A 26,227-nucleotide genomic window follows, 5' to 3' on the forward strand; every position below is an offset into this window, starting at 1 on the left:
CGAGGCTAGTGCGCGCTCACCACGCCAGTGGGAGCCGGGTGATCCCGTTGATGAAGTTCGAGGTCAGCCGGCGCGGCTCGCCTGCCGGGTGGGCCTGCGGCAACCGCAGGAACGCGGTGAAGAACGCCCGCATCTGCAACCGCGCGAAGTGCGCACCGAGACACAGGTGCGGGCCCTGCCCGAACGCGAGGTGGTCGTTCGGCGTGCGGTCCGGCTCGAAGCGGTGCGGATCGGCGAACCGGCGCTCGTCGTGGTTCGCGGAGCAGTGGTAGACGACGACCTTGTCCCCCGCGTGGATCCGCGTGCCGTGCAGCGTCAGGTCCCGGGTGGCCGTGCGGCGGAAGGTCAGGACCGGTGGGTGCCACCGCAGCATCTCCTCGACCGCCGCCGGGAGCAGCTGCGGTTCGGCGCGCAGCCGGGCGTGGGCCTCCGGGTGCTCCAGCAGGGCGAGGACCCCGCCGGGCAACGCGCTGCGCACGGTGTCGTTGCCCGCGATGACCAGCAGGAAGAAGAACATGTGCAGTTCCGGTCCGGTGAGCCGGCGACCGTCCACCTCGGCCCGCACGAGCGCGGTCATGACGTCGTCGGCCGGCTCGGCCCGTTTGCGCTCGGCGAGGGCGTCGGCGTAGCCGAACATGTCGGCCAGCGCGGCCGGGGACCGCGGGTTCACCGGCGCGCCGCCGGTGCCGGTGCCGGTGTCGGTGCCGGTGCCGGCCTCGGCGTGCTCGGGGTCCTGGTACCCGATCACCCGGTTCGTCCAGCGCAGCAGCTCCGGCCGGTCCTCGAGCGGTACGCCGAGCAGGTCGGACAGGTTCTGCAGCCCGAAGTCGTCGGTGACCTGCGAGGTCAGCTCGCACCCGCCGTCGTCGCGCACCGCATCGAGCAGTCGCTCCGCCCGATCGGCGACACCCGCCTCGAACGACTCCATCCGCCGCCGGGTGAACGCGCCGGAGACCAGGGTGCGCAGCCGCACCTGCTCCGGCGGATCCATGTTGAGGACCATGCGCCGCAGGAACGGCAGGTCGGCGGGGTCCGGATCGCGAATCTGGGTCGCGCCGAGCGACGACGAGAAGTCGGCCGGGCTGCGCAGGACGTGCCGGACGTCGTCGTACCGGGTGATCGCCCAGAACCCCGGACCGGCCGGCCACGGGCCGACCGTGTGCTCCTCCTGCCAGGCCACCGGGGCCTCGTCGCGCAGCCGGCGCAGGTCCCCGTGCGGCACGCCGCGGGCGAAGATCCGCGGGTCGAACACGTCCACCGGTGGGCTGCTCACGACCGGGACCGTAATGACGGGACACCGCCCACGGCCAGCCACTTTGCATTGCACCGAGCAACAGTGCATCCTTGCGCGGGCCAACTAGTTGCGTGATACATGCATATTCGAGAGGGAGTCGTGATGCCCCCCGCGGACCCCGCCACCGAACCGGACGAGGCAGATCTCGAGCTCGCCGACACCGTCGTTCGCGAGCTGTTCCTGCTGATCCGGCAGGTCAAGCGGTCGACCGAGCGCCACCGCCCGGAGATGATCGTCGACATGGCCGGCTACCACGTGCTGGCACACCTGCACTTCGCCGGCCCGCAGCGGGCCACCGAGGTCGCGGCCACCTTCCACGCCGACCCCTCGACGATCAGCCGCCAGGTGTCACCCCTGGTCAAGGCCGGTCTCGTGGAGCGCCGGGCTGATCCGGCCGACGGTCGCGCCGCACTGCTCGCGGCCACCGACGACGGCGTCCTGGTGATCGAGTCGGAGCGGCGGCGGCGCACCCGGGTGATCGCCCGGGTGCTCGGCGCCTGGGAACCGGGCGACCGCACGGCACTCGCGACCCTGCTCGACCGCTTCCTCGTCGATTTCCAGACCCACGAAACACGGGAGTCCTGAATGTCCACCGCTGCCGCCGGCGCGCGACCCGGCGCCACGCCGGCCGACGGGGAACTGACCCACCGGCAGATCCTGACGGTCCTGGGTGGACTGATGCTGGGGATGTTCCTGGCCGCCCTGGACCAGACCGTCGTCTCGACCGCCGTCCGCACGATCGCCGACGACCTCTCGGGGCTGTCGCTGCAGGCCTGGGCGACCACCGCGTTCCTGATCACCAGCACGATCAGCACCCCGCTCTACGGCAAGCTGTCCGACATCTTCGGCCGCAAGCCGCTGTTCATGATCGCGATCGTGGTCTTCCTGGTCGGGTCGGTGGCCTGCACCCTGGCCTGGTCGATGTACTCCCTCGCGGTGTTCCGCGCGCTGCAGGGCCTGGGCGCGGGCGGCCTGATGTCACTGGCCATGACCATCCTCGGCGACATCGTCCCGCCCCGGGAACGAGCCCGGTACCAGGGCTACTTCCTCGCCGTGTTCGGCACGTCCAGCGTGATCGGCCCGGTCGTCGGCGGCCTGCTCTCCGGCGTGGACACGATCCTCGGGATCGACGGCTGGCGCTGGATCTTCCTGGTCAACGTGCCGATCGGGCTGGTCGCGCTGGTCGTCGTGTACAAGGTGCTGAACGTTCCGCACGTCCCCCGGCGGGCCCGGATCGACTGGCCGGGCGCGCTCGCGCTGACCATGTGCCTGGTGCCGCTGCTGATCGTCGTCGAGCAGGGCCGCGACTGGGGCTGGGCCGCCACCCCCTCGATCCTCTGCTACGTCATCGGCGCCGTCGGGCTGGCCCTGTTCGTACTGGCCGAGCGCGCGTACGGCGACGACGCACTGCTCCCGCTGCGGCTGTTCCGGACCGGGATCTTCACGCTCTCGAGCATCATCAACCTGCTGATCGGCATGGCGATGCTCGGCGGGATCGCGTTGCTGCCGCAGTTCCTGCAGCTCGTGTACGGCGCGACGCCGATCGAGGCCGGCTTCATGATGCTGCCGATGGTCGGCGGGATCATGATCGCCTCGGTCACATCCGGCCAGCTGACCTCGCGCACCGGCCGCTACAAGATCTTCCCGGTGATCGGGACCGCCTTCATCACGATCGCCATGGTGCTGTTCTGGCAGACCCTCACCCCGCAGATCCCGATCTGGCAGCTCGACCTGACGATGGTGCTGCTCGGCCTGGGTCTGGGCCTGTGCATGCAGACGCTGGTGCTGGCCGTGCAGAACGCCTTGCCCGCCCGGGACATGGGCGTGACGACCTCGGCCGTCACGTTCTTCCGGCAGATGGGTGGCGCCCTGGGCACCGCGGTGTTCCTGTCGGTGGTGTTCTCCACCGCGGGCGACCGGATCGGCGAGGCCATCCGTTCGGCGATGGGCACCGACGCGTTCCGCACCGCGGTGTCCGATCCGGCGGTGCTCGCCGACCCGGCGAACCAGCAGGTCGTGCAGGGCCTGCAGTCCGGTGCCTCGAGCTCGGCGGTGCTGAGCGACTCGTCGTTCCTGCAGCAGATCGACCCGCGGCTGGCCGCGCCGTTCCAGGACGGTTTCACCAGCTCGATGACCCTGGCGTTCCTCGTCGCCGCCTGCGTGATCGCGGTGGCGTTCGTGCTGGTGCTGTTCCTCGAGGAGCGGCCGCTGCGCACGATGTCCGGGGCGCAGGCCGCCCGGGCCGAGGCCGAAGCCGCGGCCGCGGCCGCCGCGAGCCTCCCCACGGGGGAGGCCACCACCGCGGCGCCGGTCCCCGTGCCGGCGGGCCGGGGCGCCGGGCGCGAGCCGGACGGCGGACCCACGACCGCTGCCCCCACCGGGATCGACGGCACGGTCCCGGTCGCCGCACCGCACCGGGTCGAGCGCGACGGCGAGGGCCCGGCCGTCACCGGCCGGATCCGGGACGAGGACGACGACGCGCTGGCAGGCGTCACCGTGACCGTGGCCCGGCTGTCCGGCGAGCAGGCCGGCCGCGCCACCACCGACGGCGACGGCCACTACCGGGTCGCGCTGGACGGGCCGGGCCGGTTCCTGGTCGTCGCCGCATCCGGCTCGCTCCCGCCGCACGCGGTCACGCTCCCGGTCGGGTCCGGGCCCGCCCGGCACGACATCCGCCTGGCCGGCGGCAGCGGGGTCCGCGGGTCGGTGCGCGACGCGGGTGGGCACGGCGTCGAGGGCGTGACCGTCTCACTGATCGACACGGCCGGCGACGTCGTCGCGACCGGCCGGTCCGGCGACACGGGCCGGTTCGCCCTGACCGGTGTGCCGGAGGGCCGGTACACCCTCGCCGCCGCCGGCGAGGACGTCGACCCGGTGGCGACCGGGATCCACATCCCCTCGGCGGGCACGGCCGCACAGGACCTACGGCTGCCGCAGCGCGCGCGGCTCACCGGCCGGGTCACCGCCGCATCGGACGGCCTCCCGGTGGCCCGGGCGCTCGCGACGCTGATCGACTCCGACGGCGCGGTCGTCGGGTCACGGCTGGCCGGACCGGACGGCACCTTCGCCTTCGACGGCCTGGCATCGGGCAGCTACACGCTCGCGACCAGCGGCTACCCGCCGGTGGCGACGGTCGTGGCGCTGGAGCCGGGCCGCGTGACGCACTCGGACGTGGAGTTCCCGCACCCGCTCGCCGATCCGGAGCCGAGCCCCTCGCCGTCGGCCGAGGGCAACGGACGGCCCCTCCGGGAGGGCGAGCCCCGGTAGTGGTTCCACGTGGAACGGGCTACAGCGCGATCGCCGCGCCCACTCCCGAGCGCGGGTCGACGGCCGCGTGCAGCGCCCCCGGCCCACCGCCGCCGGGTACCGCGGTGCCCCGCCCGACCGCACACATCCGGCCCAGCGCCCAGGCACCGGCGTCCTCGACGGCGTGCCCGCGGCGCCGGAGACCGGCGAGGGTGTCCGCGCCCAGCCGGGACTCGACGACCAGCCCGTGCGGCTCCCAGCCGCGCGGCGCGAAGGACGCGGGGAACGCCGTCGAGTGCCAGGCCGGGGCGTCGATCGCGGCCTGCAGGTCCAGGTCGCCGTGGATCATCGCGAGCAGCAGGCACAGCTGCCACTGGTCCTGCTGGTCGCCGCCCGGGGTGCCGAGCGCGACCGCGGGCTCGCCGTCGCGCAGGGCGAGCGACGGGCTGAGCGTCGTGCGCGGCATCCGCCCCGGCGCGAGCGAGCTCGCCAGACCCTCCTCCAGCCAGAACATCTGGCCGCGGGTACCGAGGCAGAACCCGAGCGCCGGGATCGTCGGCGACGACTGCAGCCAGCCACCGGACGGCGTCACCGAGATCATGTTCCCGGCGGCGTCCACGACGTCGACGTGCACCGTGTCCCCGCGGGCGACACCCTCCCGGCTGACTGTGGGCTCCCCGGTCCCCGGCCCCTCGACACCGGTGCCGCGGCCTGCCCCGGGGTGGGCCGCGTAGGCGCCGATGCGGGGCTTTCGGCCGCCCGGCGAGCCGGGGCGCAGGCCACCGTCCGAGCCGGCTCCGATGAGGCCCCGGCGGGCGTCGGTGTAGGCGTCCGACAGCAGATCGGTCATGGGGACGTCCCAGCCGGAGGGGTCCCCGTACCAGGCCTCCCGATCGGCGAACGCCAGCTTGGCCGCCTCGGCCGCCGCGTGCACGGTCTGTTCGGTGGCGATCCCGCCCGGCAGCTCGACATCCACACCGGACAGCAGCCGCAGCTGTTGCAGCAGCACCGGACCCTGTGACCACGGCCCGCACTTGGCGACCGACCAGCCCCGCCCGGCGTCGGCGACCAGGGCGTCCTCGTAGTGCGACGACCAGCCCGCCAGGTCCTCGGCGGTGAGCAGGCCGGTGTGGTCGAGGCCGGTCTCGTCGCGGACCGGGGTCGCGCAGAAGCGTTCGATCTCCTCGGCGACGAAGCCGCGGTACCAGGCGTCGCGGGCGGCGTCGATGCGTGCCTCGCGGCCGGGTCCGGTCGCCGCGCCGAGCAACCGCTGCCAGGTCGCGGCCAGCGCGGGCAGCCGGACGATCTCCCCGGGGCGGGGGACGCGACCGCCGGGCAGCCAGGTGGCCGCCGAGCTCGGCCAGTGCGTGCGGAAGTGCTCGGCGACCGTGTCCAGTGCCGCCGGGATCCGCGGTACCAGCGGGAACCCGCCCGCGGCGTAGCCGAGCGCCGGTTCGAGGACGTCGGCGAGCTCCCAGGTGCCGTGGTCGCGGAGCAGGGTCAGCCAGCCGTCCCAGGCGCCGGGCACGGTCGCCGGGAGCAGCCCGGTGCCGGGGACGATCTCGCAGCCCGCACCGCGCAGCCGGTCGATGGTCGCGGCGGCCGGGGCGACGCCCTGGGCGCAGAGCACCTTCGGGGCCGGGTCGTCCGCCGTGACGAAGACGGCGGGCAGCTCACCGCCCGGCCCGCACAGGTGCGGTTCGACGACCTGCAGCACGAACCCGCAGGCGACGGCCGCGTCGAAGGCGTTGCCGCCCCGGGCGAGCACGGTCGCCGCGGCGGCGGTGCCGAGGTGGTGGGTGCTGCTGACCGCGCCGCGCGGGCCGATCCGGTCGTGGCTGAGAGTGCTGCGGGCTACCACGCCCCGCATCCTCACACGGGGGCGTCGCGCAGCTCGCTCACCAGCGGCACCTCGAGCACCCGGTCCGAGGACATCCACTCACGCAGCGCCTGCGTGGCGAGCACGTCGTCGGTGTTGTAGCCGAGCAGCCGTTCCCGCTGCTGCGGGTCGGGTTCGCCGCCCTCGAGCGCCACGGCGTCGCGATACCAGCGCATCGAGTTCTCACCGCCCGCCTCCGGGTCCCGCCAGCTGAACCCGGCGGCGGGGGCGATCTTCTTCAGGCCCTTGCCCTGGGCACACAGGAACCAGGTCGAGACGACGCCGTAGAGGTCCACCCAGCACGGGTCCTCGATGAACTCGCGTACCCGGGCCTCGGTCGGGACGCCGGGCATCCCGGCGAACCGGTGCGCCGACGCCAGCATCCAGCGGTTCTCGGCCTGCTCGTTGTAGCAGTACGCGGCGAACGTCCGGCCCGCCGCGAGCGCATCCGCGCGGACCGCGGCCAGCCAGGTCCAGAACTCGCCGAACGAACGCCCCTCGTCCGGGGTGGGCAGCGGCTCCCAGGTCGCGAACGCGCGGTAGCCCGGCTCCGGGTCCCCGGTCCGGCGGCCGCCGGGGAACGACAGCAGCGCGCCCCACAGGTAGGCACCGGACTCGCCGAAGCTCTCCATGTCGACGTCGACCTCGACGTCCGCGCGCGGCACCGGGACCCGGGGCACCCGGCGGGCGACGGCGAGGCCGTGCCTGCGGGCCCGGGCCAGCGCCACGAGGTCGCTGAACGGCGGGCCGGGCAGCGGTGCGGCCAGGCCGGACGGCGGCGCGGCCGGGTCCAGCGCGGCGAGCCCGGCCACGGTCGCGACGCCGGCCTCCCGCAGCAGCCGGGCCGTCTCGCCGTGCGCGACCAGGCTGACGTCGTCGGTCTGTTCCAGCTCCGCCTCGCAGGTCGGCCACCACGGGCACCGCCGGCACTCGGTGATCCGGGACGGCGTGGCCAGCGCCGGCCCGCCCGTCGCGGCAGCCCGGGCGACGGCGGAACGGTCGGCGAACCGGGCGTCGTACTCGGCGAGGGTGGACCGGTCACCCGGCCAGTGCGCCGCCCGCAGGTCGTGCCAGACGACCACGTCGGCATCCAGCCCGATCACCCCGCCCAGCCGGGGTGCGGACTCCGGCGGCGCCCAGCCCGCCACCTCGAGCAACCGGGTGAGCTGGGCCAGCGTCAGCAGGTCGCGCGGCTGGGAACGGACCTTGCGGTCCGGGTCGTGGCGGGCGCGCTGCGGCCACGGATCGGTGACGGCGGTGGTGCGCGCGCCCGCACCCGGGTCGGTGATCCGGCGGCGGACCACCAGCAGCGGTACGTACCCGCCGCCGGGGGCCCGGACCAGCAGCTCGGCGGTGCCCCGGCGGTCGCCGTCGAGCGGGAGGACCGCGCCCCAGATCATCGGGGCACCGGCCGCCACCAGCTCCGCGGTCCGCGCGGCCCGGGCCGCGCGGGAACCGGCACGTGGCTCGGACTCCGCATCGCCCGGCCAGGTGCTCGCCCAGTCCGCACCCCACGTCCGCTCGAGCAGCTCCCCGACCTGCACCCGGTGCGCGCCGGCATCGGCCCGCCGCTGCTCGATGGCCGGATCGGGCAGCGCGCGCGGCGATCCGGCCGCCGACGGGTCGTGGTCGAGGTGCACCCGGCGGCGGCACCCGCTCAGCGCAGCGGCGTCCAGGAAGGCCCGTGGCGCGGTCCGGGATCCGGTCGAGGTGCTCACGGAGACCGAGGGTAGAGACCACCCCCGACGGTTCCGGCAGGTACCGATCCGGTGCACCGGTCGTCACGCACCGGTGTCGGACCTGCGGACGCGGTGGGGCGGGCCCTAGGCTGCGTCGACGAGAAGGCGATCAACGGCGGTCGGACCGACCACGGGAGGACACGACATGGGACTGCTCCGCAGGAAGCCGGGCGCCGGCGAGCGCGCCGCCGCGGCGACCAGGGAGGCGGCGGTCGACGCGTCCGGCTGGGTCCACGACGCCGCCGAGCACACCCGCGACACCGCGGACCGGGCCGCCGAGAAGCTGCACCGCCGGGCCGTGAAGGCGCGGAAGAAGGCCGACGCGGCGGGTCGCCGGGCGCAGAAGGCCGGCCGCAAGGCCGCGCGCAGCACCCGCCGGGCGACGACCGGATCCGGTACGAACACGGTCGCCACCGCGGCGACCGGCCTGCTCACCGAGACCGACCTCAAGGCGCGCTCGGCGGACCGGAAGGTGGCGAAGACGGCAGCGAAGGCCGACGCGAGCGCCCGCAAGGCCGAGGCGAAGGCCGCGCAGGCCACGGAGAAGGGCCGGCTCAAGAGCGAGACCCTCGCGGTGAAGGACGCCGAGCGCGCCCGCGCCGCCCGCGAGTGGAACGCCAAGAAGGTGCAGCGCTACCTGGGGATGGCCAAGGTGCTGGCCCCGCTGGTCGCGCCGTACGCGATGGCCGCCGCCGGGTCGCTGCGCCACCGCCTCGACGACCACCGCTCCCGCAAGCTGGGGGTCTCCCCCGACGAGCTCGGCGGCTACTCGGGGCAGGGCGGCAAGCTGCACGCGCGGATGTCCCGCATCTCGCGGACGATCATTGAGCTGCGCGAGGACGGCACCACCGACCGGGACCCCCGCGCCAAGCGGTTCGCCGACGAGACCGAGCCGCGCCTGCACGACCTGGCCGCCGCCGTCCGGGCCGCGGAGAACATGCCGGCCGCCCGCCGCCGGGCCGCGTTCCGGACGATCTCGCACGACCTGGACCGGACCGAGGTCGCGCTACTGGACCACCTCGGCATCCGGGCCTGACCCGCGCCGTCCCGGGGTTCCGCGGACCGCTCGGCTACCCGGCGCGGTAGGTCTCCAGCAGCCGCAGCCACACCTCGCTGATCGTCTGGAACGCCGGGACGGCGTGCCAGAGCCGCCCCAGCGGCACCTCGCCGACGACGGCGATCGTCGCGGCGTGCAGCAGCTCGGCCACCCCGGGCCCGACGAAGGTCACGCCGACCAGCACCTCCCGGTCCCGGTCCACGACGGCCACCATCCGTCCCGACCAGCCGTCGGCGGTGAGCGAGGAACCGGCGACGGCGATCTCCAGCTCGACGACGCGCACGTCCCTGCCGTCGCGCCGTGCGGCGTCGGCGGTGTGGCCGACCCAGGCCACCTCGGGATCGGTGAACACCACCTGCGGGACGGCGTGGTGGTCGGCCGTCGCGGTGTCCTCGCTCCACGGGGCGGTGCCGGGCGTGCGGCCCGCGGCCCGTTCGGCGATCGCGTGCGCGGCGATGCGGGCCTGGTACTTGCCCTGGTGGGTGAGCGGGGCCCGGCCGTTGACGTCACCGACGGCGTAGAGCCAGTCCCCGTGGGCGAGGCCGGAGTCGTCCACCCCGACCGCGCCGCGGTCGGTCGTCGAGACCCCCACGGTGTCCAGCCCGAGACCGTCCGATGCCGGACGGCGGCCGGTCGCCACCAGCAACCGGTCCACCTCGACCGTGTCGCCGCCGCCCCGCAGCACGACGGCGTCCCCCGGCCCGGGCGCGACCTCGTCGAGGCCGGTGTCGAGCCGCAGGTCGACGCCCGCCTCTCGGAGCCCGTCGGCGACCCGCTCGGACGCCACCGGCTCCGCGTTCGGCAGCACCCGGGGACCGTGGTTGAACAGCGTCACCGACGATCCGAGCCGGGCGAACGCCAGCGCCATCTCGCAGCCGACGACGCCGCCGCCGAGCACGCCGAGCCGGCGCGGGATCTCCTTCGCCGAGGTCGCCTCCCGCGATCCCCAGAACCGCACCGTGTCCAGCCCGGGGGCCGGCGGCGTGACCGGGACGCTGCCGGTCGCGAGCACGACCGCGCGCCGGGCGGTGACGGTGGTCGGTGCCCCGTCGGTCGAGGTCACCTCGACCGTCCGCTCCCCGGTCAGCCGGCCATGCCCGCGCAGCACGGTCGCGCCGGCTTCTTCGGCCCACTCGACCTGGCCCGCATCGTCCCAGTTCGAGGTGAACGAGGTCCGCCGTTCCAGCACCGCGGCCGGGTCGAAGCCGACGGTGACGCCCGGCAGCCGTCGGGCGTCGGCGACCGCCTGCGGTGTGCGGAGCAGGGCCTTGGACGGGATGCACGCCCAGTACGAACACTCCCCGCCGAGCAGCTCGGCCTCCACCAGCGCGACGGAGAGACCCGCGTCGGCCGCGTACCCGGCCGCGTTCTCACCGACCGGGCCGCCTCCGATGACGACGACGTCGAACTCGTGGCTCATGCCCTCAGCATGCCCGCCGGGGCCCGGTTCTCACCCGCTGCGGCTCATCGGTCGAGTGCGGCGACCGCCTCGGCGATCCCGACGTCGCCCGCATGCAGCTCCAGTGTCCACCCGATCGTGTGGTCGGCGGTGAGCAGCGCGGCCAGCGTCGCGGCCGTGTCGTCGCGGGTCACGTCGCCCGGTTCCACCGGCGGTGGGACGAGCAGCACCCGGCCGGTGCCCGGCTCGTCGGTCAGGCGGCCGGGACGCAGGATCGTCGTGTCCAGCCGGTCGTCGCCCCGGACCGCCTCCTCGGCCGCCTTCTTCGCCCGGATGTAGGCGGCCCAGACCGCACCGCGGCCGGGATCGGGCTCGGTGTCCACCCCGGTCGCCGAGATGAGCAGGTAGCGGCGGACCCCGGCGGCCGCGGCGGCATCGGCGAGCAGCGTGGCCCCGTCGCGATCCACGGTCTCCTTGCGTTCCGCCGTGCTGCCCGGCCCGGCCCCCGCCGCGAAGACGACGGCGTCGGCGCCGATCAGGTGCCCGGTGAACTCCCCGAGGGTCGCCGACTCCAGGTCGGCGAGCACCGGTACCGCACCCGTCGCCGCCACCTCCTCGGTGTGGTCGGGGTTGCGCACGATCGAGCGCACCGTGTGTCCCTGTCCCGTGAGCAGGGCGGACAGCCGCATCGCGATCTGCCCGTGGCCTCCGGCGATCACCACATCCATGCGGCGAAGGCTAGCGCCCGGCTAGTGCGGTTTCAGCGTCCACACGATCGTCATCGCCCCGGTCCGCACACCGGCGGCATCGGTGATCGTCACGTCGACGGTGAACTCCGGGCGCTGTCCGGCGTCCAGCTCGGCCAGGACCTCGCCACCCGGACGGGTCAAGATCGCCTCGGCCCGCAGCGCCCCCTTCGCGAGCTTCAGGTACCGGATCTCGGACCGGACGACGAGCGGGACGGCCCGGTCCCCGGCCGCGGCGAATGCCGCCAGTCCGACTGCTCCGGATGCCGTCTCGCCCAGTCCGAACATCACCGCGGCGTGCGGGCCGCCCACGTGGTTGTGCTGGTCGGCGCGGTCGGGCAGGAACGCCTCCACCCGCTCGGGGGTGATCTCGCCGAAGGTGATCCCCGCGGTACCGACCCACGGCACGGCCTGCGTCATCGCCTCGGCCACCCAGCTCGTCGCGTCGCTCATGCCCGCGATCCTACTCGCCGGTAACCCGGACAACCGGCTGTCTTGTTCGTCCTGATTATCGACCACCGAGAAGCGACCCTCTTGTCCGTCGTGCACGACGGCGATCTCATCGATGTGACAGGCGGCACAACCCGATCACGACCACGAACCCACCACGACCGACGCGCACCCGCGGCGCGTCCGAAGCCAGGAGGCAACCGGAGTGAAAGCCGTGCGGGTGCACGCGTACAAGCAGGACCCACAGATCGACGACATCGCAGAGCCGAAGATCCAGGGCCCGCTCGACGTCATCGTCAAGGTCGGCGGCGCCGGCGTCTGCCGGACCGACCTCCACATCATCGACGGCGACTGGGCCGCCATCCAGAACCCGAACCTGCCCTACGTGATCGGCCACGAGAACGCGGGCTGGGTGCACGCGATCGGCGACGCCGTCACCAACGTCAAGGTCGGCGACACCGTCATCCTGCACCCGCAGCCGTCCTGCGGGCTCTGCCTGTCCTGCCGGGCCGGCCGGGACATGCAGTGCACCGGCGACGCGTTCTTCCCCGGCCTGTCCAACAACGACGGTGGCATGGCGGAGTACCTGCGGACCACCGCCCGGGCCTGCGTCAAGCTGAACCCGGACACCAACCCGGCCGACGTCGCGGCGCTCGCCGACGCAGGCATCACCGCCTACCACGCGGTGCGCAAGTCGGTGCCGTTCCTGTACCCGGGCACCACCGCGGTGGTGCAGGGCGCGGGCGGACTGGGCCACATCGGCATCCAGACGCTCGCCGCGCTGACCGCCACGAAGATCATCGTCGTCGACAAGAACCCGGCGGCGCTGGAGCTGGCGAAGAAGATCGGTGCGGACGAGACCGTGGTCGCCGACGGCAACCACGTCGAGGCCGTCCAGGAGCTCACCGGGGGCGGCTCGACCGTCACCTTCGACTTCGTGGCCGAACAGGGTGCCGAGCTCGACGCCTGGGCGATGACCGGCGCGGCGGGCTACTGCTTCGTCCTCGGCTACGGCGGCGAGTTCAAGGCCCCCACCCTCGACTTCGTCGCGGGCGAGAAGAACGTGATCGGCAACATCGTCGGCACCTACAACGACCTGGCGGAGCTGATGGTCCTGGCCCAGGCCGGGAAGGTCACGCTGCACACCGTCCAGTACCCGCTCGACCGCGCACTGGACGCCCTGCGCGACCTGGACGCGGGCAAGGTCCGCGGCCGGGCGATCCTCGTTCCCTGAGCTGTATTCGTACGTACGTACAAGACACACGTCTTTCCTGACCACCACCGATCGGCGGCAACGCCGGCGCAGGAGGAACCATGTACGAGAAGGACGGCGAGAAGTACTTCATCGTCGACTCCCACAGCCACTTCTGGGACGCCTCCCGGGAGAACTGGGTCGAGGGGCGCGAGCAGTACGCCAAGGGCTGGATCGACTGCTTCTACGGCTACCACCAGCTCGGCCCGCCCGAGACCCACTGGGACTGGGAGAAGTACCTCAAGGTCTCGGTCGACGACTTCGAGCGGGACATGTTCACCGAGGGCCACGTCGACCACGCGATCTTCCAGTCGACGTACCTCAAGGAGTGGTACAAGAACGGCTTCAACACCACCGAGCAGAACTCCGCGCTGCTGGAGCGCTTCGGTGACCGGATCATCGTCAACGGCCGGTTCGACCCGCGCGAGGGCGACGCCGGGCTCCGCCAGCTCGAGGCCGATGCGAAGAAGTTCAACCTCAAGGGCGTGAAGCTCTACACCGCGGAGTGGAACGGCGACTCCCGCGGCTTCAAGCTCACCGACCCCGAGGCCTACCGCTTCCTGCAGGCGACACAGGACCTGGGCATCAAGAACGTCCACGTGCACAAGGGCCCGACGATCTGGCCGCTGGACAAGGACGCGTTCGACGTCGCCGACGTCGACCACGCGGCCACCGACTTCCAGGGCCTGAACTTCATCGTCGAGCACGTGGGCCTGCCGCGGATCGAGGACTTCTGCTTCATGGCGGTGCAGGAGCCCAACGTCTACGCCGGCCTGTCGGTGGTCGTCGGCGGCCTGATGCACGCCCGGCCGAAGTTCTTCGCCAAGGTCATGGGCGAGCTGCTGTTCTGGGTCGGCGAGGACAAGATGACCTTCGGCAGCGACTACAACATCTGGACGCCGAAGTGGCAGGTCGAGGGCCTGGTCGACTGGCAGATGCCGGACGAGGACCAGTTCTCCGACTACCCGCGCCTGACCACCGACAGCAAGAAGAAGATCCTCGGCCTGAACGCCGCCAAGCTGTACGACATCCCGGTGCCCGCCGAGATGCAGCTGCCCGACACCACGGCCGACGAGGCGATGGCGCCGGGTGAGGAGCTGGTGGAGGGCACCGCTGGGGCACGGGCGTAATGGCAGGCACTGTCGACCGGCAGGCCGTGTGGTCCGCGCTGGGGACGGTGCTCGACCCGGAGCTGGACGAGCCGATCACGGACCTCGACTTCGTCGAGACGTGCACCGTCTCGCCCGACTCCGACGACCCGGCGGGCGGGTCGCTCGTCACGGTCGGGCTCCGGTTGCCGACGTTCTTCTGCGCGCCGAACTTCTCGTTCCTGATGGTCGCCGACGCCTACGACGCGGTGACGGCGATCCCGGGGGTGAGCAGGGCGCAGGTGACGCTGGCCGACCACCACGCCGCCGACGAGATCAACGGTGGGGTCGCGGCACACGCCGGGTTCGTGAAGGCCTTCACGGGCTCGCTCAACGGTGAGGCCGCGGCCGAGCTGGACGAGCTGCGCCACACGTTCCTGGCGAAGGCCGCGCTGGCCGGCCAGGACCGGGTGGCGCGGCCGCTGGTCGACGCCGGCCGCGGTCCGGAGGAGCTGGCCGGGCTGACGCTCGGCGAGCTCACCGGCACCGATGCCGACACCGACGAACTGGTCCGGATGCGTCGCCGGCGGGAGACCATCGGTCTTCCCGCCGGGGACGACGCCCCGCTGCTGGTGCACTCCGACGGGTCACCGGTGACGGTCGAACAGGTTCCGCTCCACCTGCGCCGGGCGCGGCTGCAGCGGGTCGGGATCGAGACCAACGGGGAGTACTGCAAGTCGCTGCTCCAGATCCGGTACGCGGGGCGCACGCCCGCCGCGACCGGGAGCTAGAGCAGGAGAAACCGGATCCGGACCCTGCCGGATCCGCACCACGTGGGCCGTGCCTCGCCGCCGGGGGCACGGCCCACGTGCGTACCCGCCCTGCTCAGCCTTGTCCTGCTCAGTGCAGCGCGGCGTCGAGGACGCGGACGGTGTCGGTGAGGCGGTAGCCGTCGCCCACGCGGAACGGTTCGAGAGCCCGGACCAGAGCGGTCCGGACGGCGGCGGGTCCGGCCGCGCGGGCGGCGTGCCGCCCGGGACCGGACGCCAGCGCACCCGCGACGAGGTCGTCGGCGTCGGGGTGGTCGGCAGGCACCCGCACGACGGCGATCTCCCGCAGCACCAGCCCGGCCGTCGCGCAGAGCTCCGCGAGCCGGTCCGGGCCGGTCAGCGGCGGGGCACCGGTTCCGCTGCGGTCGATCCCGGGCGGGCGGTCCTGCCGTGGCGCCGGTGCCGCGCCGGTCAGCGGTGCCAGCGCGGCGCCGATCACCGAGGCGTCGCACTCGTCGGGCGTTCCCCAGACGGTGGCGCGCACCGCGCCCCCCGGCGCGCACACCCGGCCCGCCTCGCGCAGCGCGAGCACCGGGTCGGTCAGGTGCTCGAGCACCTGCACCATCGTGACCAGGTCGAACGCATCGTCGCCGAACGGGAGGGCCTGGGCGTCACCGGTCTGCAGCACCGCATGGGGTACCAGCCGCCCGGCCGCCGCGAGCGCCTCGCGTGCGACATCCACACCGGACACCTCGAGCCCGTCGGCGGCCGCGCGGGCGAGCAGGTGCCCGGCGCCGCAGCCGACGTCGAGCAGTCGCGCGCCGCGCACCGCCCCCGCCAGCACACGGTCGTACAGGGGGGACGGGGCATCGGCGCGCACGAGGGAAAGCTACCGACCCCAGACGTCCTCGGCGACCGAGACGATCAGCTCCAGCTTGCGCTTCTGGTCGTCGACGGTGAGCTCGTTGCCCTCCACCGTGGAGGAGAACCCGCACTGCGGGGACAGGCACAGCTGGTCGAGCGGCACGTACTGCGCCGCCTCGTCGATCCGGCGCTTGAGCAGGTCCGGATCCTCCAGCTCGCCGGTCTTGGTGGTGACCAGCCCGAGCACGACCTGCTTGCCCGGCGGGACGAACCGCAGCGGCGCGAAGGTGCCGGAGCGCTCGTCGTCGAACTCGCAGAAGAAGCCGTCCACCCCCAGCTCGCCGAACAGCGCCTCGGCGATGTGGTCGTAGCCGCCCTCGGCGGCCCAGGACGACCGGTAGTTGCCCCGGCACATGTGCGTCGTGACCTGCAGGTCCGACGGCCGGTCGGCGATCGCGGCGTTGATCTGGCGGATGTAGCGCAGGTGCTGGGTGTCGGGATCGTCGCCCTTGGCGGCGAGCTCCTCGCGGTGCCCGGGGTCGTTGAGGTAGGCCAGTGCGGTGTCGTCGAGCTGCAGGTAACGGCAGCCGCGGTCGTACATCGCGGTGAGCTGGTCGGCGTAGGCGGCCGACAGGTCGGCCCAGAACCGCTCGATGTCGGGGTAGACGTCCTGGTCGATCACCGCACGGCCACCGCGGGCGTAGACCATGCTCGGCGAGGGGATGGTGAGCTTCGGCGTCGCGGAGCTCACCTGCGAGGCGAGGTAGGAGAACGCCTCGGCGAAGACCGGCTGATCGAGGTGGACACGCCCGTCGACGGCCATCCCGGCCGAGGTGAAGCTGCTCCGCCCGGCCGCGTTGCGCATCTTCACCTCGACCCGCCCGGAGGTCTTGCTGATCCCGCCGAGGGCGTAGATGAAGTCCATGTGCCAGGAGGTGCGGCGGAACTCGCCGTCGGTGGCCGAGCGGAGCCCCACGGACTCCTGCAGCGCGACGACGTCGGTCACCGCCGCGTCCTCGGCGGCCCGCAGGCCGGCGTCGTCGAGCTCGCCTGCGGCATGCCGCTCCCGGGCGGCGAGCAACGCGGGCGGCCTCAGCAGGCTGCCGACGTGGTCGGCGCGGAACGGCGGCACGGTGCGGACCTGCGAGGACTGCGCTGTCTCCGACATGCCCGTGAACGTATCGCCGCCCGGGCCGGTCCGCCGACACGACTTCCGGAACATGGAAGCCGATCAGCGGCCCCGCCACCGCGGTGCCCGGCGCTCGCGCGCGGCGGCCGCACCCTCGGCGGCGTCCTCGGTGGCCCCGACGACCTTGCGCATCGTCTCGCCGAACCGGATCGCGTCGGTCGTCCCCATCTCCGGGCCGCGCACGGCCATCTCCTTGATCGCCCGCTGGGCCAGCGGCGCCCCGGCGGTCAGCCGGTCGGCCAGGGACCGGGCCTCGTCCATCAGCGACGCGTGCGGGACCACCCGGCCGGCCAGGCCGATCTCGTGCGCCCGCCGCGCGTCGATCGTCTCCCCGGTCAGCAGCAGCTCCATCGCGTGCTGGCGGTCGATCATCCGGGGCAGCCGCAGCGCACCGACGATCGTCGGCACGCCCAGCCGGACCTCCGGGAACGAGAACGTCGCGGTGTCCGCGGCGATCACGAAGTCGCACCAGGTCAGCAGAGTGACCCCGTACCCGACGGCCGGCCCGTTCACGGCCGCCACGATCGGCTTGAAGATCTCCCAACCGCTCTCCAGCGAGTTGACCGTCGGTCGTTCCCAGAAGCTGCCGGGGAAGTCACCGGCCGGGTTCCCGGTCGTCGAGCGCATGTCCGCACCCGCACAGAACGACGTGCCGGCGCCGGTCACGATCGCCACCCACGCCTCGTCGTCGGTACGGAACCGGTCCCAGGCGGCGTTGATCGCCCGGCGCATGTCTCCATCGATGGCGTTGCGCTTCTCCGGACGGTCGTAGGTGATCGTCACGACGTGTCCGGCCCGCTCGTAGCGGACACCGCTGCCTGCTGAGTCCATCGGTCCATCGTGGCCGGTCCGGTGCCGTCACGACCACGGTTCAGCTCGACGCGGCGGCTCCCGGCAGGGCGGCGAGGTGGCGGGCGAGCGGCCCGGCGGCCTCGCGCACGGCCTGCTCCAGCTCCCACCGCCGCCCGGCGAAGTCGGCCCGGCTGACGACGACCGCGAGCGCCGCGGTCGCGCCCCCGGCCGGGACCGCGACCGCCAGGCCGGCCCGGCCGCGGGCGTGTTCCTCGACCTCCACCGCGACCCCGGCCGACCGCACCCGCAACAGGTCCCGGTCGAGCAGCCGCCGGTCGGTGAGGGTGTGCGGGGTCAGCGCGGTGAGCATCCCGCCGCCGACACCGAGGACGTCACCGAGCCGGCCCGGGTCCAGCCCGGCGAGCAGCGCCTTGCCCGGCGCGGTGGCGTGCGCCGGGATCGGTTCCCCCGCCATCGCACCCGGGCCGGGGTGTGCGGCACAGGTCTCGGTGTGGGCGACGACCACGTCGCACGCCCGGAGCACGGCCAGCACGGTGGCGGCGCCGACCCGGGTGTGCAGCTCGGCGAGGATCTCCCGGGCCGGTGCGGGCGGGACGATGCGTTCGGTCATCCCCCGGTAGAGCCCGACGACGCGGTAGCCGAGGCCGTAGCCGCGGACCGCGTGCAGCCGGACGAGGTAGCCCTCCTCGACGAGCGTCCCGAGCAGCCGATAGGTCGTGGGCAGCGGCAGCTCCAGCCGGCGCGCGAGTGCCTTGGCGGTCACCCCGTCCCCCGTCTCGGCCACGGCTTCGAGCACCCGCAGCGCGCGCCGCACCCCGGATCCGGCTGCGACGGCATCGGACACCACCGGCCTAGTCTCGCGGGCGTGACCGACGCACACCAGCGACCCCGGGAGGACGAGTGACGGGTGGCTTCCGGCCGGTGGACCGCGACGGGCTCGCCGCGCACCTGGGCGAGCGGATCACGGCGGTACCGGGACGGCTGCGGGTGCTGGTGGACGGCGCGCCACCGACCGGCCCGCTCGGCCTGGCCCGTGCGGTCACGGACCTGCTGCGCGGGGCGGGACGGGACGCGCTCGCCGTCGATGCCGACCACTTCCTCCGGCCCGCCTCGGTCCGGCTGGAGTTCGGGCGCACCGATCCCGACATGTTCCTCGACGGCTGGCTGGACGAGCCTGTCCTGCGCCGCGAGGTCCTCGACCCGATGGCTCCGGGCGGGTCCGGACGGGTGCTGCCCCGGCTGCGCGACGTGGACCGGGACCGGGCGTTCCGCGACGCCCCGGTACCGCTCGGCGCCGACGGGGTGGTCCTGCTCGCGGGCGGGCGGTTGCTCGGACGCGGGTTGCCCGCGGACCTGACCGTCCATCTCCGGATGGGCCGGGCCGCGCTGGAACGCCGGCTGGATCCCGCAGCGGCCTGGACCGCGCAGGCCTACGCACGCTACGAGCGCGAGGGCGACCCGGGCGGCTACGCCGACGTCCTGGTGATGGCCGACCACCCCGAACGGCCCGCGTTGCGGGACAACTAGATCGACGGAACGTGTCCGCGCGCGGGAGCAAGACCGGATCGGGTGACATCCGATACCGATCTTGCTGTGGCGGTGGTGACGCCCGGCAAGGAAGAATCTCCACAAGGAGGTGCCGTGACGATGATTCACCGGAGGGGGTGAGACTGTGGGCGAGGAGGGAGTTGAACCCTCACGTCCTTTCGGACACACGGACCTGAACCGTGCGCGTCTGCCATTCCGCCACTCGCCCTGAGCGACGTGGAAAAGTTAGCACCCCACTCCGGAGCCGCTCTCAGGGGGGTCCCCTCCCGGCCCCCGGTTCCGGCCACGAGGTGCGCCGCACGGCCGGCACGGGTACATCGGAGAGGACACGGGTGACGACGGGCCGGGGCCCGCGGGAGCCGTTGGGTCGGGCGCCGCCGGACCCGGCGGATAGCACAGATACGATCGGTCGCACATCACCGACACGCCGATGCGGACGGAGGAGATCATTTGGGCCGCGTGGACCGCTTCGAGCGCCGACTTCAGGGGTTCGTGGGCGACGCCTTCGCGCGGGTCTTCGGAGGCAGTGTCGTCCCACAGGAAGTAGCACAGGCACTGCTGAGGGAAGCCGAGGACAACGTCGAGCAGCTCGCCGGGGGGCGCCTGTTGGCGCCCAACCGGTACACCGTCCTGCTCAGTCCCAGCGATCTCGACCGGATGGCGGGCGACGAGGACGGGGTCCTCCGATCTCTCTCGTCGCACGTGGCGAAGGAACTCACCGACCAGGGCTGGGACACCTACGGTGAGGTCGTAGTCTTTCTGGAGCGCTCCGAGGCGCTGCACACGGGACAATTCCGCACCCGCTCCGCTGTCGACCCCGACGCTTCCCGTCGGGCCGCCACCAGAGCACCCACCGCAGGAGAAGCACCCATGAGCCAGCAACCGGGCCACCCCGAGGAGAACGGGCAGTACGGGTACGACCGTGGCGCCCCAGGCGGGTACGGCCAGCAGACCTACGCGCCTCCGGGGTACGACCAGGAGCAGGGCCAGCAGGGCTACGGCCAGCAGCAGGGCGGGTACGACCAGTACGGGCAGCCACAAGGTTACGCCCAGCCCGGCTACGACCCGAACGGGCAGCCCCAGGGCGGCTACGGCCAGCCCCAGGGGTACGACCAGTACGGCCAGCCCCCCGGCGGCTACGGCCAGCCGCAGGGCTACGACCAGTACGGCCAGCCTCCGGGCGGCTACGGTCAGCCCCAGGGCTACGGCCCGCCCCAGGGCTACGCCGACCCGAACCAGGGTTACGGCGGCCAGCCCCAGCAGCCGGGCTACCCGCAGCAGGGCTACGAGCCCGGTTACGACGGCTACGGCCAGCCCCAGGGTTACGGCCAGCCCCAGGGCTACGCCCAGCCCGGCTACCCGCAGCAGGGCGGCTACGACCAGGGCGGCTACGACGGCTACGGCCAGCCGCAGGGTTACGCCCAGCCCGGCTACCCGCAGCAGGGTGGTTACGACCAGGGTTACGACGGCGGCGGCTACGGCGGCCAGGGCGGCTGGGGCGCTCCGGCGCAGCTCACCGCGATGCTGATCCTGGACGACGGCTCGAACCGCAACTTCGCGCTGGCCGAGGGGACCCACGTCATCGGCCGGGGCCAGGACTCGAACTTCCGGCTCCCGGACACCGGCGTCTCCCGCAGGCACCTGGAGGTCACCTGGGACGGCCAGGTCGCGACCCTCAACGACCTGGGCTCGACCAACGGCACCACGGTGAACAACTCGCCGATCCAGTCCTGCCAGCTGACCGACGGCGACGTGATCCGCGTGGGTCACTCCAGCCTGGTCTTCCGGACCCAGGGCTGAGCCCGCTCGGGAGACACGTCAGACTGGACGAGGCATGACGGCCCGCCCGGCCGGCCACGAGCTGCGCGGGCGGGCCGTACGACCACACGAGAAGGGCGAGCGGGCGAAGTGCCGGAACTGGTACTCCAGCTGACCAGAGGTGGCTTCCTGGCCCTGCTCTGGCTGTTCGTCCTGCTCGCACTGCAGGTGGTCCGCTCGGACCTGTACGCGGCGTCGGGCCTGAAGCCCGGCATGCCGGGCCGGTCCGGTGGCAAGCAGTCGCGGGCCCGCGGCGCGGGCCGCGGCAAGGTGGCCCGTCAGCTCCTCGTCACCCAGGGCCCACTGGCCGGCAGCCGGATCACGCTGGACTCCCGGCCGATCCTGATCGGCCGCGCCGACGACTCGACGCTCAAGCTCGACGACGACTACGCCTCGACCCGGCACGCCCGCATCTCCCAGCAGGGTGACGCCTGGTATGTCGAGGACCTCGGGTCGACCAACGGCACCTATCTCGAACGTAATAAGGTCGCCGGGCCCACCCGGGTCCCCCTGGGGACACCGGTCCGCATCGGCAAGACGGTGATCGAGCTGCGATCGTGACGGGTTCTGACCGACCATGACAAACGTGCCGCGACCGCCCGCTCCCCCGGTGCCGCGGCCGCTCGACCGGTCCCGCGGTGCGGGATCGCCCCGACGTGCCCCGACCGAAGCCGGAGCCGCCCCGTGACACTGGTGCTGCGCTATTCGGCCCGCAGTGACCGCGGACTGGTCCGGCAGAACAACCAGGACGCCGTCTACGCGGGCCCCCGCCTGCTCGCCCTCGCCGACGGCATGGGCGGCCACGCCGCCGGCGAGGTCGCCTCGTCCCTGGTGATCTCCGCACTGGCCCCGCTCGACGACGACGTGCCCGGCGACGACCTGCTCGCCGAGCTCCGCAACGCGACCCACGACGGCAACGAGGCCATCTCCCGGCACGTCGCCGAGGCCCCCGATCTCGAGGGCATGGGCACCACGCTGACCGCGATCCTGTTCGCCGGTTCGCGGCTGGGCATGGTACACGTCGGCGACTCCCGCTGCTACCTGCTCCGGGCCGCCGAGTTCTCCCAGATCACCAAGGACGACACGTTCGTCCAGTCGCTGATCGACGAGGGCCGGATCACCGAGGAGGACGCGCACACGCACCCGCAGCGCTCGCTGCTGCTGCGCGCCATCACCGGTCAGGACGTCGACCCCTCGCTGTCGATCCGGGAGGCCCGGGCGGGCGACCGCTTCCTGCTCTGCTCGGACGGCCTGTCCGGGCCGGTGAGCGACGAGACCCTGCAGCAGACGCTGGAGGACTACCCCGACCCGCGTGAGTGCGCCGACCGCCTGATCGAGCTCGCGCTGCGCGGTGGCGGGCCGGACAACATCACCTGCATCGTCGCGGACGTGGTGGACGTGGCCTACGCCGACGACTCCCCGATCATCGGGGGCTCGGCCGGCCGCAACCCACGCGCCGGCGACGGCGACTACCAGCGCGACGAGCGCGCCCCGCACTCGTCGGCACAGCGGGCCGCGGCCACCACCCTGCCCCGCACCGAGCCGGTTCGGCTCGAGCCCGCCCGCCCCGAGCCCGCCCGCCGCCGGCGTGGCCTGCGGCCGGTGCTGGCGCTGCTCGGCGTGCTGGTGGTGCTGGTCGCGGGCGTGTTCGTCGCCCGCACCCTCGTGCTGCAGCAGTACTACGTGGGCATCGACCAGGACCAGGTCACGATCTACCAGGGAGTGCGCGGGAACGTGCTGGGGATTCCGTTGCAGCGGGTGGCCGAGCGGTCCGACATCGACCTCGACGACCTGCCGCAGTCCGTGCGCACCCAGGTCACCGGCGGGATCGTGACGGAGAACGGCGAGACCGGCGCCCGCGACACCCTGGACCGGCTGCGCGCGCAGGTCCTGCCGCTCTGCTCGACGCTCAACCCGCCGGCGCCCCCGGTCGTCGCTCCGCCCGCCGTTCCCGGTGGGCCCCCCGTGACGACCACCCCGCTGCCGACCATGACCCCGGAACCGGGCCGGAACTGCCGGCTCGACGGCTGATGGCCGGGGACAGCCCCGCCGCGGCGCCGACCACGCCCACCGGCCGCGGGATCGAACTGCTGATGCTCGGCCTGGCCGCCGTGCTGACGACCAGCGCCCTGGTGCTCGTGGAGGCCAACCAGGAGCAGTCGCTCACCACCGACCTGCTGTTCGTCGGCCTCGCCTACCTGGTGCTGTTCGCGCTCGCGCACCTCGTGGTGCGGAAGCTGGCGCCGTACGCGGACCCGCTGATCCTGCCGTCGGTCGCGCTGCTCAACGGCCTCGGCCTGGTCATGATCCACCGGCTGGACCTGGCCCGGGCCGCGCGCGCCGAGCTGCTCGGCCGCGCGGAACCGTCCGGGCTGATCACCGCCCAGATGACGTGGACGGTCGCCGGTCTCACCCTGTTCGCACTGGTCCTGTTCTTCCTGCGCGACCACCGCACGCTGGCCCGCTACGGCTACACCGCGGGCTTCGTCGGCCTGGTGCTGCTCGCCCTGCCCGCGCTGCTGCCGTCCTCGATCTCCGAGGTCAACGGCGCGAAGCTGTGGATCCGGATCCCCGGCGGCCCGGGCATCCAGCCCGGTGAGTTCGCCAAGATCCTGTTGATCGTCTTCTTCGCGGCCTACCTGGTCCAGAAGCGCAACCTGCTCTCCACCGCGGGCCGCCGGTTCCTCGGCATGGAGCTGCCGCGGGCCCGGGACCTCGCACCGCTGCTCGTCGCGTGGGGCCTGTCCGTCGGGATCCTGGTGATCCAGCGCGACCTCGGCAGCTCACTGCTGATCTTCGGCCTGGTGCTGGTCCTGCTCTACACCGCCACCGAGCGGGTCTCCTGGATGGTCATCGGGCTGTCCGCCTTCGCCTTCGGTGCGGCGATCGCCTACCAGCTGTTCGGGCACGTCCGGGTACGGGTGCAGATCTGGCTGGACCCCTTCGAGGACTACGAGGGCGGCGGGTTCCAGCTCGCCCAGGCGCTGTTCGGGCTCGGTACCGGCGGGGTCGGCGGGACCGGTCTCGGAGCCGGGCGGCCGGATCTCGTGCCGTTCGCGGAGTCCGACTTCATCTTCTCCTCGCTCGGCGAGGAGCTGGGCCTCATCGGGCTCGCCGCGATCCTGATCGTCTACCTGGTGCTGATCACCCGTGGCCTGCGGTCGGCGCTCGCGGTGCGTGACTCGTACGGCAAGCTGCTCGCGACCGGGCTCGCGTTCTCGGTCGCGCTGCAGATCTTCGTCGTCATCGGCGGGGTGACGAGGCTGATCCCGCTGACCGGACTGACCCTGCCGTTCCTGTCGTACGGTGGGTCCTCGCTGCTCGCGAACTACGCGCTGGTCGCGATCCTGCTGCGGATCTCGCACGTCGCACGGGCACCGCTGCCGCAGCGCCCCGCACAGCCGCGGGCCCCGATCGCCGATGCCAGCACCGAGCTCGTCCAGCGCCCGAAGGGCGGCACCACCCCGACGCCCGGCACCACCCCGACGCCCGGCACCGCACCCGTCCCGGAGAGGAGTGACGAATCGTGAACCGTCCGGTCCGCCGCGTCGCCCTCGCCGTGATGGTCATGATCGTCGCGCTGCTCGCGAACACCACCTACGTCCAGGTCGTCGTGGCCGGGCAGTACCGCGACGACCCGCGCAACCAGCGCTCGCAGATCGACGAGTACTCCCGCCAGCGCGGCCAGATCACCGCGGGCGGTCAGGTCCTCGCGCAGAGCGTCGAGTCCGAGGGGCGGCTGCGCTACGCTCGCGAGTACCCGAACGGGCCGGCGTTCGCCCCGATCACCGGGTTCCTGTCCACGGTCTACGGCAAGGGCGCGCTCGAGCGTTCCGCCGACGACGTGCTCAACGGCACCGACGACCGGCTGTTCGTCCGGCGGCTGTCCGACCTGATCACCGGGCGCGACCCGGCGGGCGGCAACGTCGTGACCACGATCGACCCCGAGGCCCAGCGGGTCGCGTACGAGGGTCTCGAGTCGCGCGGCTACACCGGCGCCGTCGTCGCGCTGGAGCCGCAGACCGGCAGCATCCTGGCGATGGCGTCCACGCCGTCGTACGACCCGAACCGGCTCGCGGCGACGGACCCGGCCGAGCAGCAGGCGGCCTGGCGTGAGTACAACAACGACGAGCTCAACCCGCTGACGAACCGCGCGCTCAACGAGATCGAACCGCCCGGGTCGACGTTCAAGCTGGTCACCACGGCGGCGGCGCTGCAGAACGGCTACACCCCGGAGAGCCGGCTGACCGCGGCACGCAACATCCAGCTGGCCGACTCCACCACGACGCTGGAGAACTACAACGGCACGCAGTGCGGCAGCGGGGACACCGCGTCGCTGGCCGAGGCGCTGGCCCGGTCCTGCAACACCGCGTTCGCCCAGCTCGGCGCGGAGCTGGGCGCGGACAAGATCCGGGCGCAGGCCGAGGCGTTCGGCATCGGCCGGTCCGACCTGCGGGTCCCGATGCCCGTCACCGCGTCCCAGGTGGGGCCGATGTCGGACGTGCCGGCCACCCAGCAGTCCGCGATCGGCCAGCGCGACGTCCGGCTGACCCCGATGCAGCTGGCCATGATCGGCGGCTCGATCGCCAACGGCGGCCAGACGATGGCCCCGCACCTGATCAAGGAGATCCAGAGCCCGACCCTGGACGTCGTCGACACCATCGAGCCGGACCGGACGACCCGTTCGATGCCGGCCGACGTGGCCGGCACGCTGACCGATCTGATGATCGGCTCGGAGGAGCGCACCCAGGGCGGCGGCAAGATCACCGGGGTGCAGATCGCGTCCAAGACCGGTACCGCCGAGCACGGGACCGACCCCAAGAACACCCCGCCGCACGCCTGGTACGTGGCGTTCGCCCCGGCCGAGGACCCGAAGGTCGCGGTCGCGGTGCTGGTGGAGAGCGGCGGGGACCGCGGCGCGGAGGCCACCGGCGGTTCGGTCGCGGCCCCGATCGGCCGGGCCGTGATGGCCGAAGCACTCCGGGACGCCCAGTGACTCCGGGACGCCCGGTGGCTCCGGGGCACGCGACTCCGGGGCACGCGACTCCGGGGAACGCTGCGACGTCGGGGAACGC

General features: G+C 73.2%; 22 protein-coding genes and 1 tRNA gene. 12 read left to right on the forward strand and 11 right to left on the reverse strand.

Annotation, left to right across the window (positions count from 1 at the left end; genetic code table 11):
• Positions 1-16: 16 nt before the first annotated feature.
• Entirely contained in the window at positions 17-1,273 is a 1,257-nt protein-coding gene (locus JOF36_RS02130) for a cytochrome P450 (RefSeq protein ID WP_307862172.1), read from the reverse strand.
• A 123-nt stretch (positions 1,274-1,396) separates the two neighbouring features.
• Here JOF36_RS02130 and JOF36_RS02135 point away from each other — a divergent pair, with 123 nt between their 5' ends.
• Both JOF36_RS02135 and JOF36_RS02140 read left to right on the forward strand, forming a co-directional pair.
• A complete protein-coding gene (locus JOF36_RS02135) occupies positions 1,397-1,879 on the forward strand; it encodes a MarR family winged helix-turn-helix transcriptional regulator (protein ID WP_210024754.1) in 483 nt (160 codons plus the stop codon).
• Positions 1,880-4,561 carry an MFS transporter gene (locus JOF36_RS02140; protein WP_210024755.1) on the forward strand — a complete coding sequence of 894 codons (2,682 nt, stop codon included), beginning with the start codon at positions 1,880-1,882 and terminating at the stop codon, positions 4,559-4,561.
• 19 nt (positions 4,562-4,580) lie between these two features.
• Here JOF36_RS02140 and JOF36_RS02145 read toward each other — a convergent pair whose 3' ends face one another.
• Together JOF36_RS02145 and JOF36_RS02150 are read right to left on the reverse strand one after the other, a co-directional pair.
• A complete protein-coding gene (locus tag JOF36_RS02145) occupies positions 4,581-6,401 on the reverse strand; it encodes a gamma-glutamyltransferase family protein (protein ID WP_307862173.1) in 1,821 nt (606 codons plus the stop codon).
• Positions 6,402-6,412: 11 nt separating this feature from the next.
• The gene (locus JOF36_RS02150) at positions 6,413-8,137 is read right to left on the reverse strand and encodes a TM0106 family RecB-like putative nuclease (protein ID WP_307862174.1); all 1,725 of its coding nucleotides are present in this window, start codon (positions 8,135-8,137) and stop codon (positions 6,413-6,415) included.
• Between the two features lie 166 nt (positions 8,138-8,303).
• Here JOF36_RS02150 and JOF36_RS02155 point away from each other — a divergent pair, with 166 nt between their 5' ends.
• A complete protein-coding gene (locus JOF36_RS02155; protein ID WP_210024757.1) occupies positions 8,304-9,194 on the forward strand; it encodes a DUF6474 family protein in 891 nt (296 codons plus the stop codon).
• A gap of 34 nt (positions 9,195-9,228) precedes the next feature.
• Here JOF36_RS02155 and JOF36_RS02160 read toward each other — a convergent pair whose 3' ends face one another.
• The 3 genes from JOF36_RS02160 to JOF36_RS02170 are packed head-to-tail and all read right to left on the reverse strand — an operon-like array spanning position 9,229 to position 11,813.
• Positions 9,229-10,635 (reverse strand): dihydrolipoyl dehydrogenase family protein, encoded by a 1,407-nt coding sequence (locus JOF36_RS02160; RefSeq protein ID WP_210024758.1) that lies wholly within the window; start codon positions 10,633-10,635, stop codon positions 9,229-9,231.
• 44 nt (positions 10,636-10,679) lie between these two features.
• Positions 10,680-11,342 (reverse strand): NAD(P)H-binding protein, encoded by a 663-nt coding sequence (locus tag JOF36_RS02165; RefSeq protein ID WP_210024759.1) that lies wholly within the window; start codon positions 11,340-11,342, stop codon positions 10,680-10,682.
• 21 nt (positions 11,343-11,363) lie between these two features.
• Positions 11,364-11,813 (reverse strand): DUF4442 domain-containing protein, encoded by a 450-nt coding sequence (locus tag JOF36_RS02170; RefSeq protein WP_210024760.1) that lies wholly within the window; start codon positions 11,811-11,813, stop codon positions 11,364-11,366.
• 202 nt (positions 11,814-12,015) lie between these two features.
• Here JOF36_RS02170 and JOF36_RS02175 point away from each other — a divergent pair, with 202 nt between their 5' ends.
• The 3 genes from JOF36_RS02175 (at position 12,016) to JOF36_RS02185 (ending at position 14,941) form a co-directional block, all read left to right on the forward strand.
• On the forward strand, positions 12,016-13,044 hold the full coding sequence (locus tag JOF36_RS02175) for an NAD(P)-dependent alcohol dehydrogenase (protein ID WP_210024761.1): 1,029 nt from the start codon (positions 12,016-12,018) through the stop codon (positions 13,042-13,044).
• An 80-nt stretch (positions 13,045-13,124) separates the two neighbouring features.
• Complete coding sequence (locus tag JOF36_RS02180) at positions 13,125-14,192, forward strand: amidohydrolase family protein (protein WP_210024762.1); 1,068 nt, start codon at positions 13,125-13,127, stop codon at positions 14,190-14,192.
• On the forward strand, positions 14,192-14,941 hold the full coding sequence (locus tag JOF36_RS02185) for an iron-sulfur cluster assembly protein (RefSeq protein ID WP_210024763.1): 750 nt from the start codon (positions 14,192-14,194) through the stop codon (positions 14,939-14,941). The genes JOF36_RS02180 and JOF36_RS02185 overlap by 1 nt, the downstream gene beginning before the upstream one ends.
• Before the next feature lie 109 nt (positions 14,942-15,050).
• Here the strand turns inward: JOF36_RS02185 and JOF36_RS02190 are convergent, their stop codons facing one another.
• From JOF36_RS02190 to JOF36_RS02205, 4 genes are all read right to left on the reverse strand, one after another.
• A complete protein-coding gene (locus JOF36_RS02190) occupies positions 15,051-15,800 on the reverse strand; it encodes a class I SAM-dependent methyltransferase (protein ID WP_210024764.1) in 750 nt (249 codons plus the stop codon).
• Between the two features lie 9 nt (positions 15,801-15,809).
• Positions 15,810-16,952 (reverse strand): 5-methyltetrahydropteroyltriglutamate--homocysteine S-methyltransferase, encoded by a 1,143-nt coding sequence (locus JOF36_RS02195; protein WP_210024765.1) that lies wholly within the window; start codon positions 16,950-16,952, stop codon positions 15,810-15,812.
• Positions 16,953-17,015: 63 nt separating this feature from the next.
• A complete protein-coding gene (locus JOF36_RS02200) occupies positions 17,016-17,804 on the reverse strand; it encodes an enoyl-CoA hydratase/isomerase family protein (RefSeq protein WP_210024766.1) in 789 nt (262 codons plus the stop codon).
• A gap of 40 nt (positions 17,805-17,844) precedes the next feature.
• On the reverse strand, positions 17,845-18,633 hold the full coding sequence (locus JOF36_RS02205; protein WP_210024767.1) for an IclR family transcriptional regulator: 789 nt from the start codon (positions 18,631-18,633) through the stop codon (positions 17,845-17,847).
• A gap of 53 nt (positions 18,634-18,686) precedes the next feature.
• On the opposite strand from JOF36_RS02205, the gene JOF36_RS02210 reads away from it, so the two are divergent.
• Positions 18,687-19,313, forward strand: a complete 627-nt coding sequence (locus tag JOF36_RS02210; RefSeq protein WP_210024768.1) for a nucleoside/nucleotide kinase family protein — start codon at positions 18,687-18,689, stop codon at positions 19,311-19,313.
• Positions 19,314-19,459: 146 nt separating this feature from the next.
• Here JOF36_RS02210 and JOF36_RS02215 read toward each other — a convergent pair.
• Positions 19,460-19,542, reverse strand: a tRNA-Leu gene (locus JOF36_RS02215).
• A 242-nt stretch (positions 19,543-19,784) separates the two neighbouring features.
• On the opposite strand from JOF36_RS02215, the gene JOF36_RS02220 reads away from it, so the two are divergent.
• The 5 genes from JOF36_RS02220 to JOF36_RS02240 all read left to right on the forward strand — a co-directional run bounded on the left by JOF36_RS02220 (position 19,785) and on the right by JOF36_RS02240 (position 26,148).
• Positions 19,785-21,134 (forward strand): FHA domain-containing protein, encoded by a 1,350-nt coding sequence (locus tag JOF36_RS02220; RefSeq protein WP_210024769.1) that lies wholly within the window; start codon positions 19,785-19,787, stop codon positions 21,132-21,134.
• A gap of 108 nt (positions 21,135-21,242) precedes the next feature.
• On the forward strand, positions 21,243-21,713 hold the full coding sequence (locus JOF36_RS02225; RefSeq protein WP_210024770.1) for an FHA domain-containing protein FhaB/FipA: 471 nt from the start codon (positions 21,243-21,245) through the stop codon (positions 21,711-21,713).
• 123 nt (positions 21,714-21,836) lie between these two features.
• The gene (locus JOF36_RS02230) at positions 21,837-23,183 is read left to right on the forward strand and encodes a PP2C family protein-serine/threonine phosphatase (protein ID WP_210024771.1); all 1,347 of its coding nucleotides are present in this window, start codon (positions 21,837-21,839) and stop codon (positions 23,181-23,183) included.
• A complete protein-coding gene (locus JOF36_RS02235; RefSeq protein WP_210024772.1) occupies positions 23,183-24,682 on the forward strand; it encodes an FtsW/RodA/SpoVE family cell cycle protein in 1,500 nt (499 codons plus the stop codon). The genes JOF36_RS02230 and JOF36_RS02235 overlap by 1 nt, the downstream gene beginning before the upstream one ends.
• Complete coding sequence (locus JOF36_RS02240) at positions 24,679-26,148, forward strand: peptidoglycan D,D-transpeptidase FtsI family protein (RefSeq protein WP_210024773.1); 1,470 nt, start codon at positions 24,679-24,681, stop codon at positions 26,146-26,148. The genes JOF36_RS02235 and JOF36_RS02240 overlap by 4 nt, the downstream gene beginning before the upstream one ends.
• Positions 26,149-26,227 lie beyond the last annotated feature (79 nt).

This window comes from Pseudonocardia parietis (assembly GCF_017876315.1).
Taxonomy (GTDB): domain Bacteria; phylum Actinomycetota; class Actinomycetes; order Mycobacteriales; family Pseudonocardiaceae; genus Pseudonocardia; species Pseudonocardia parietis.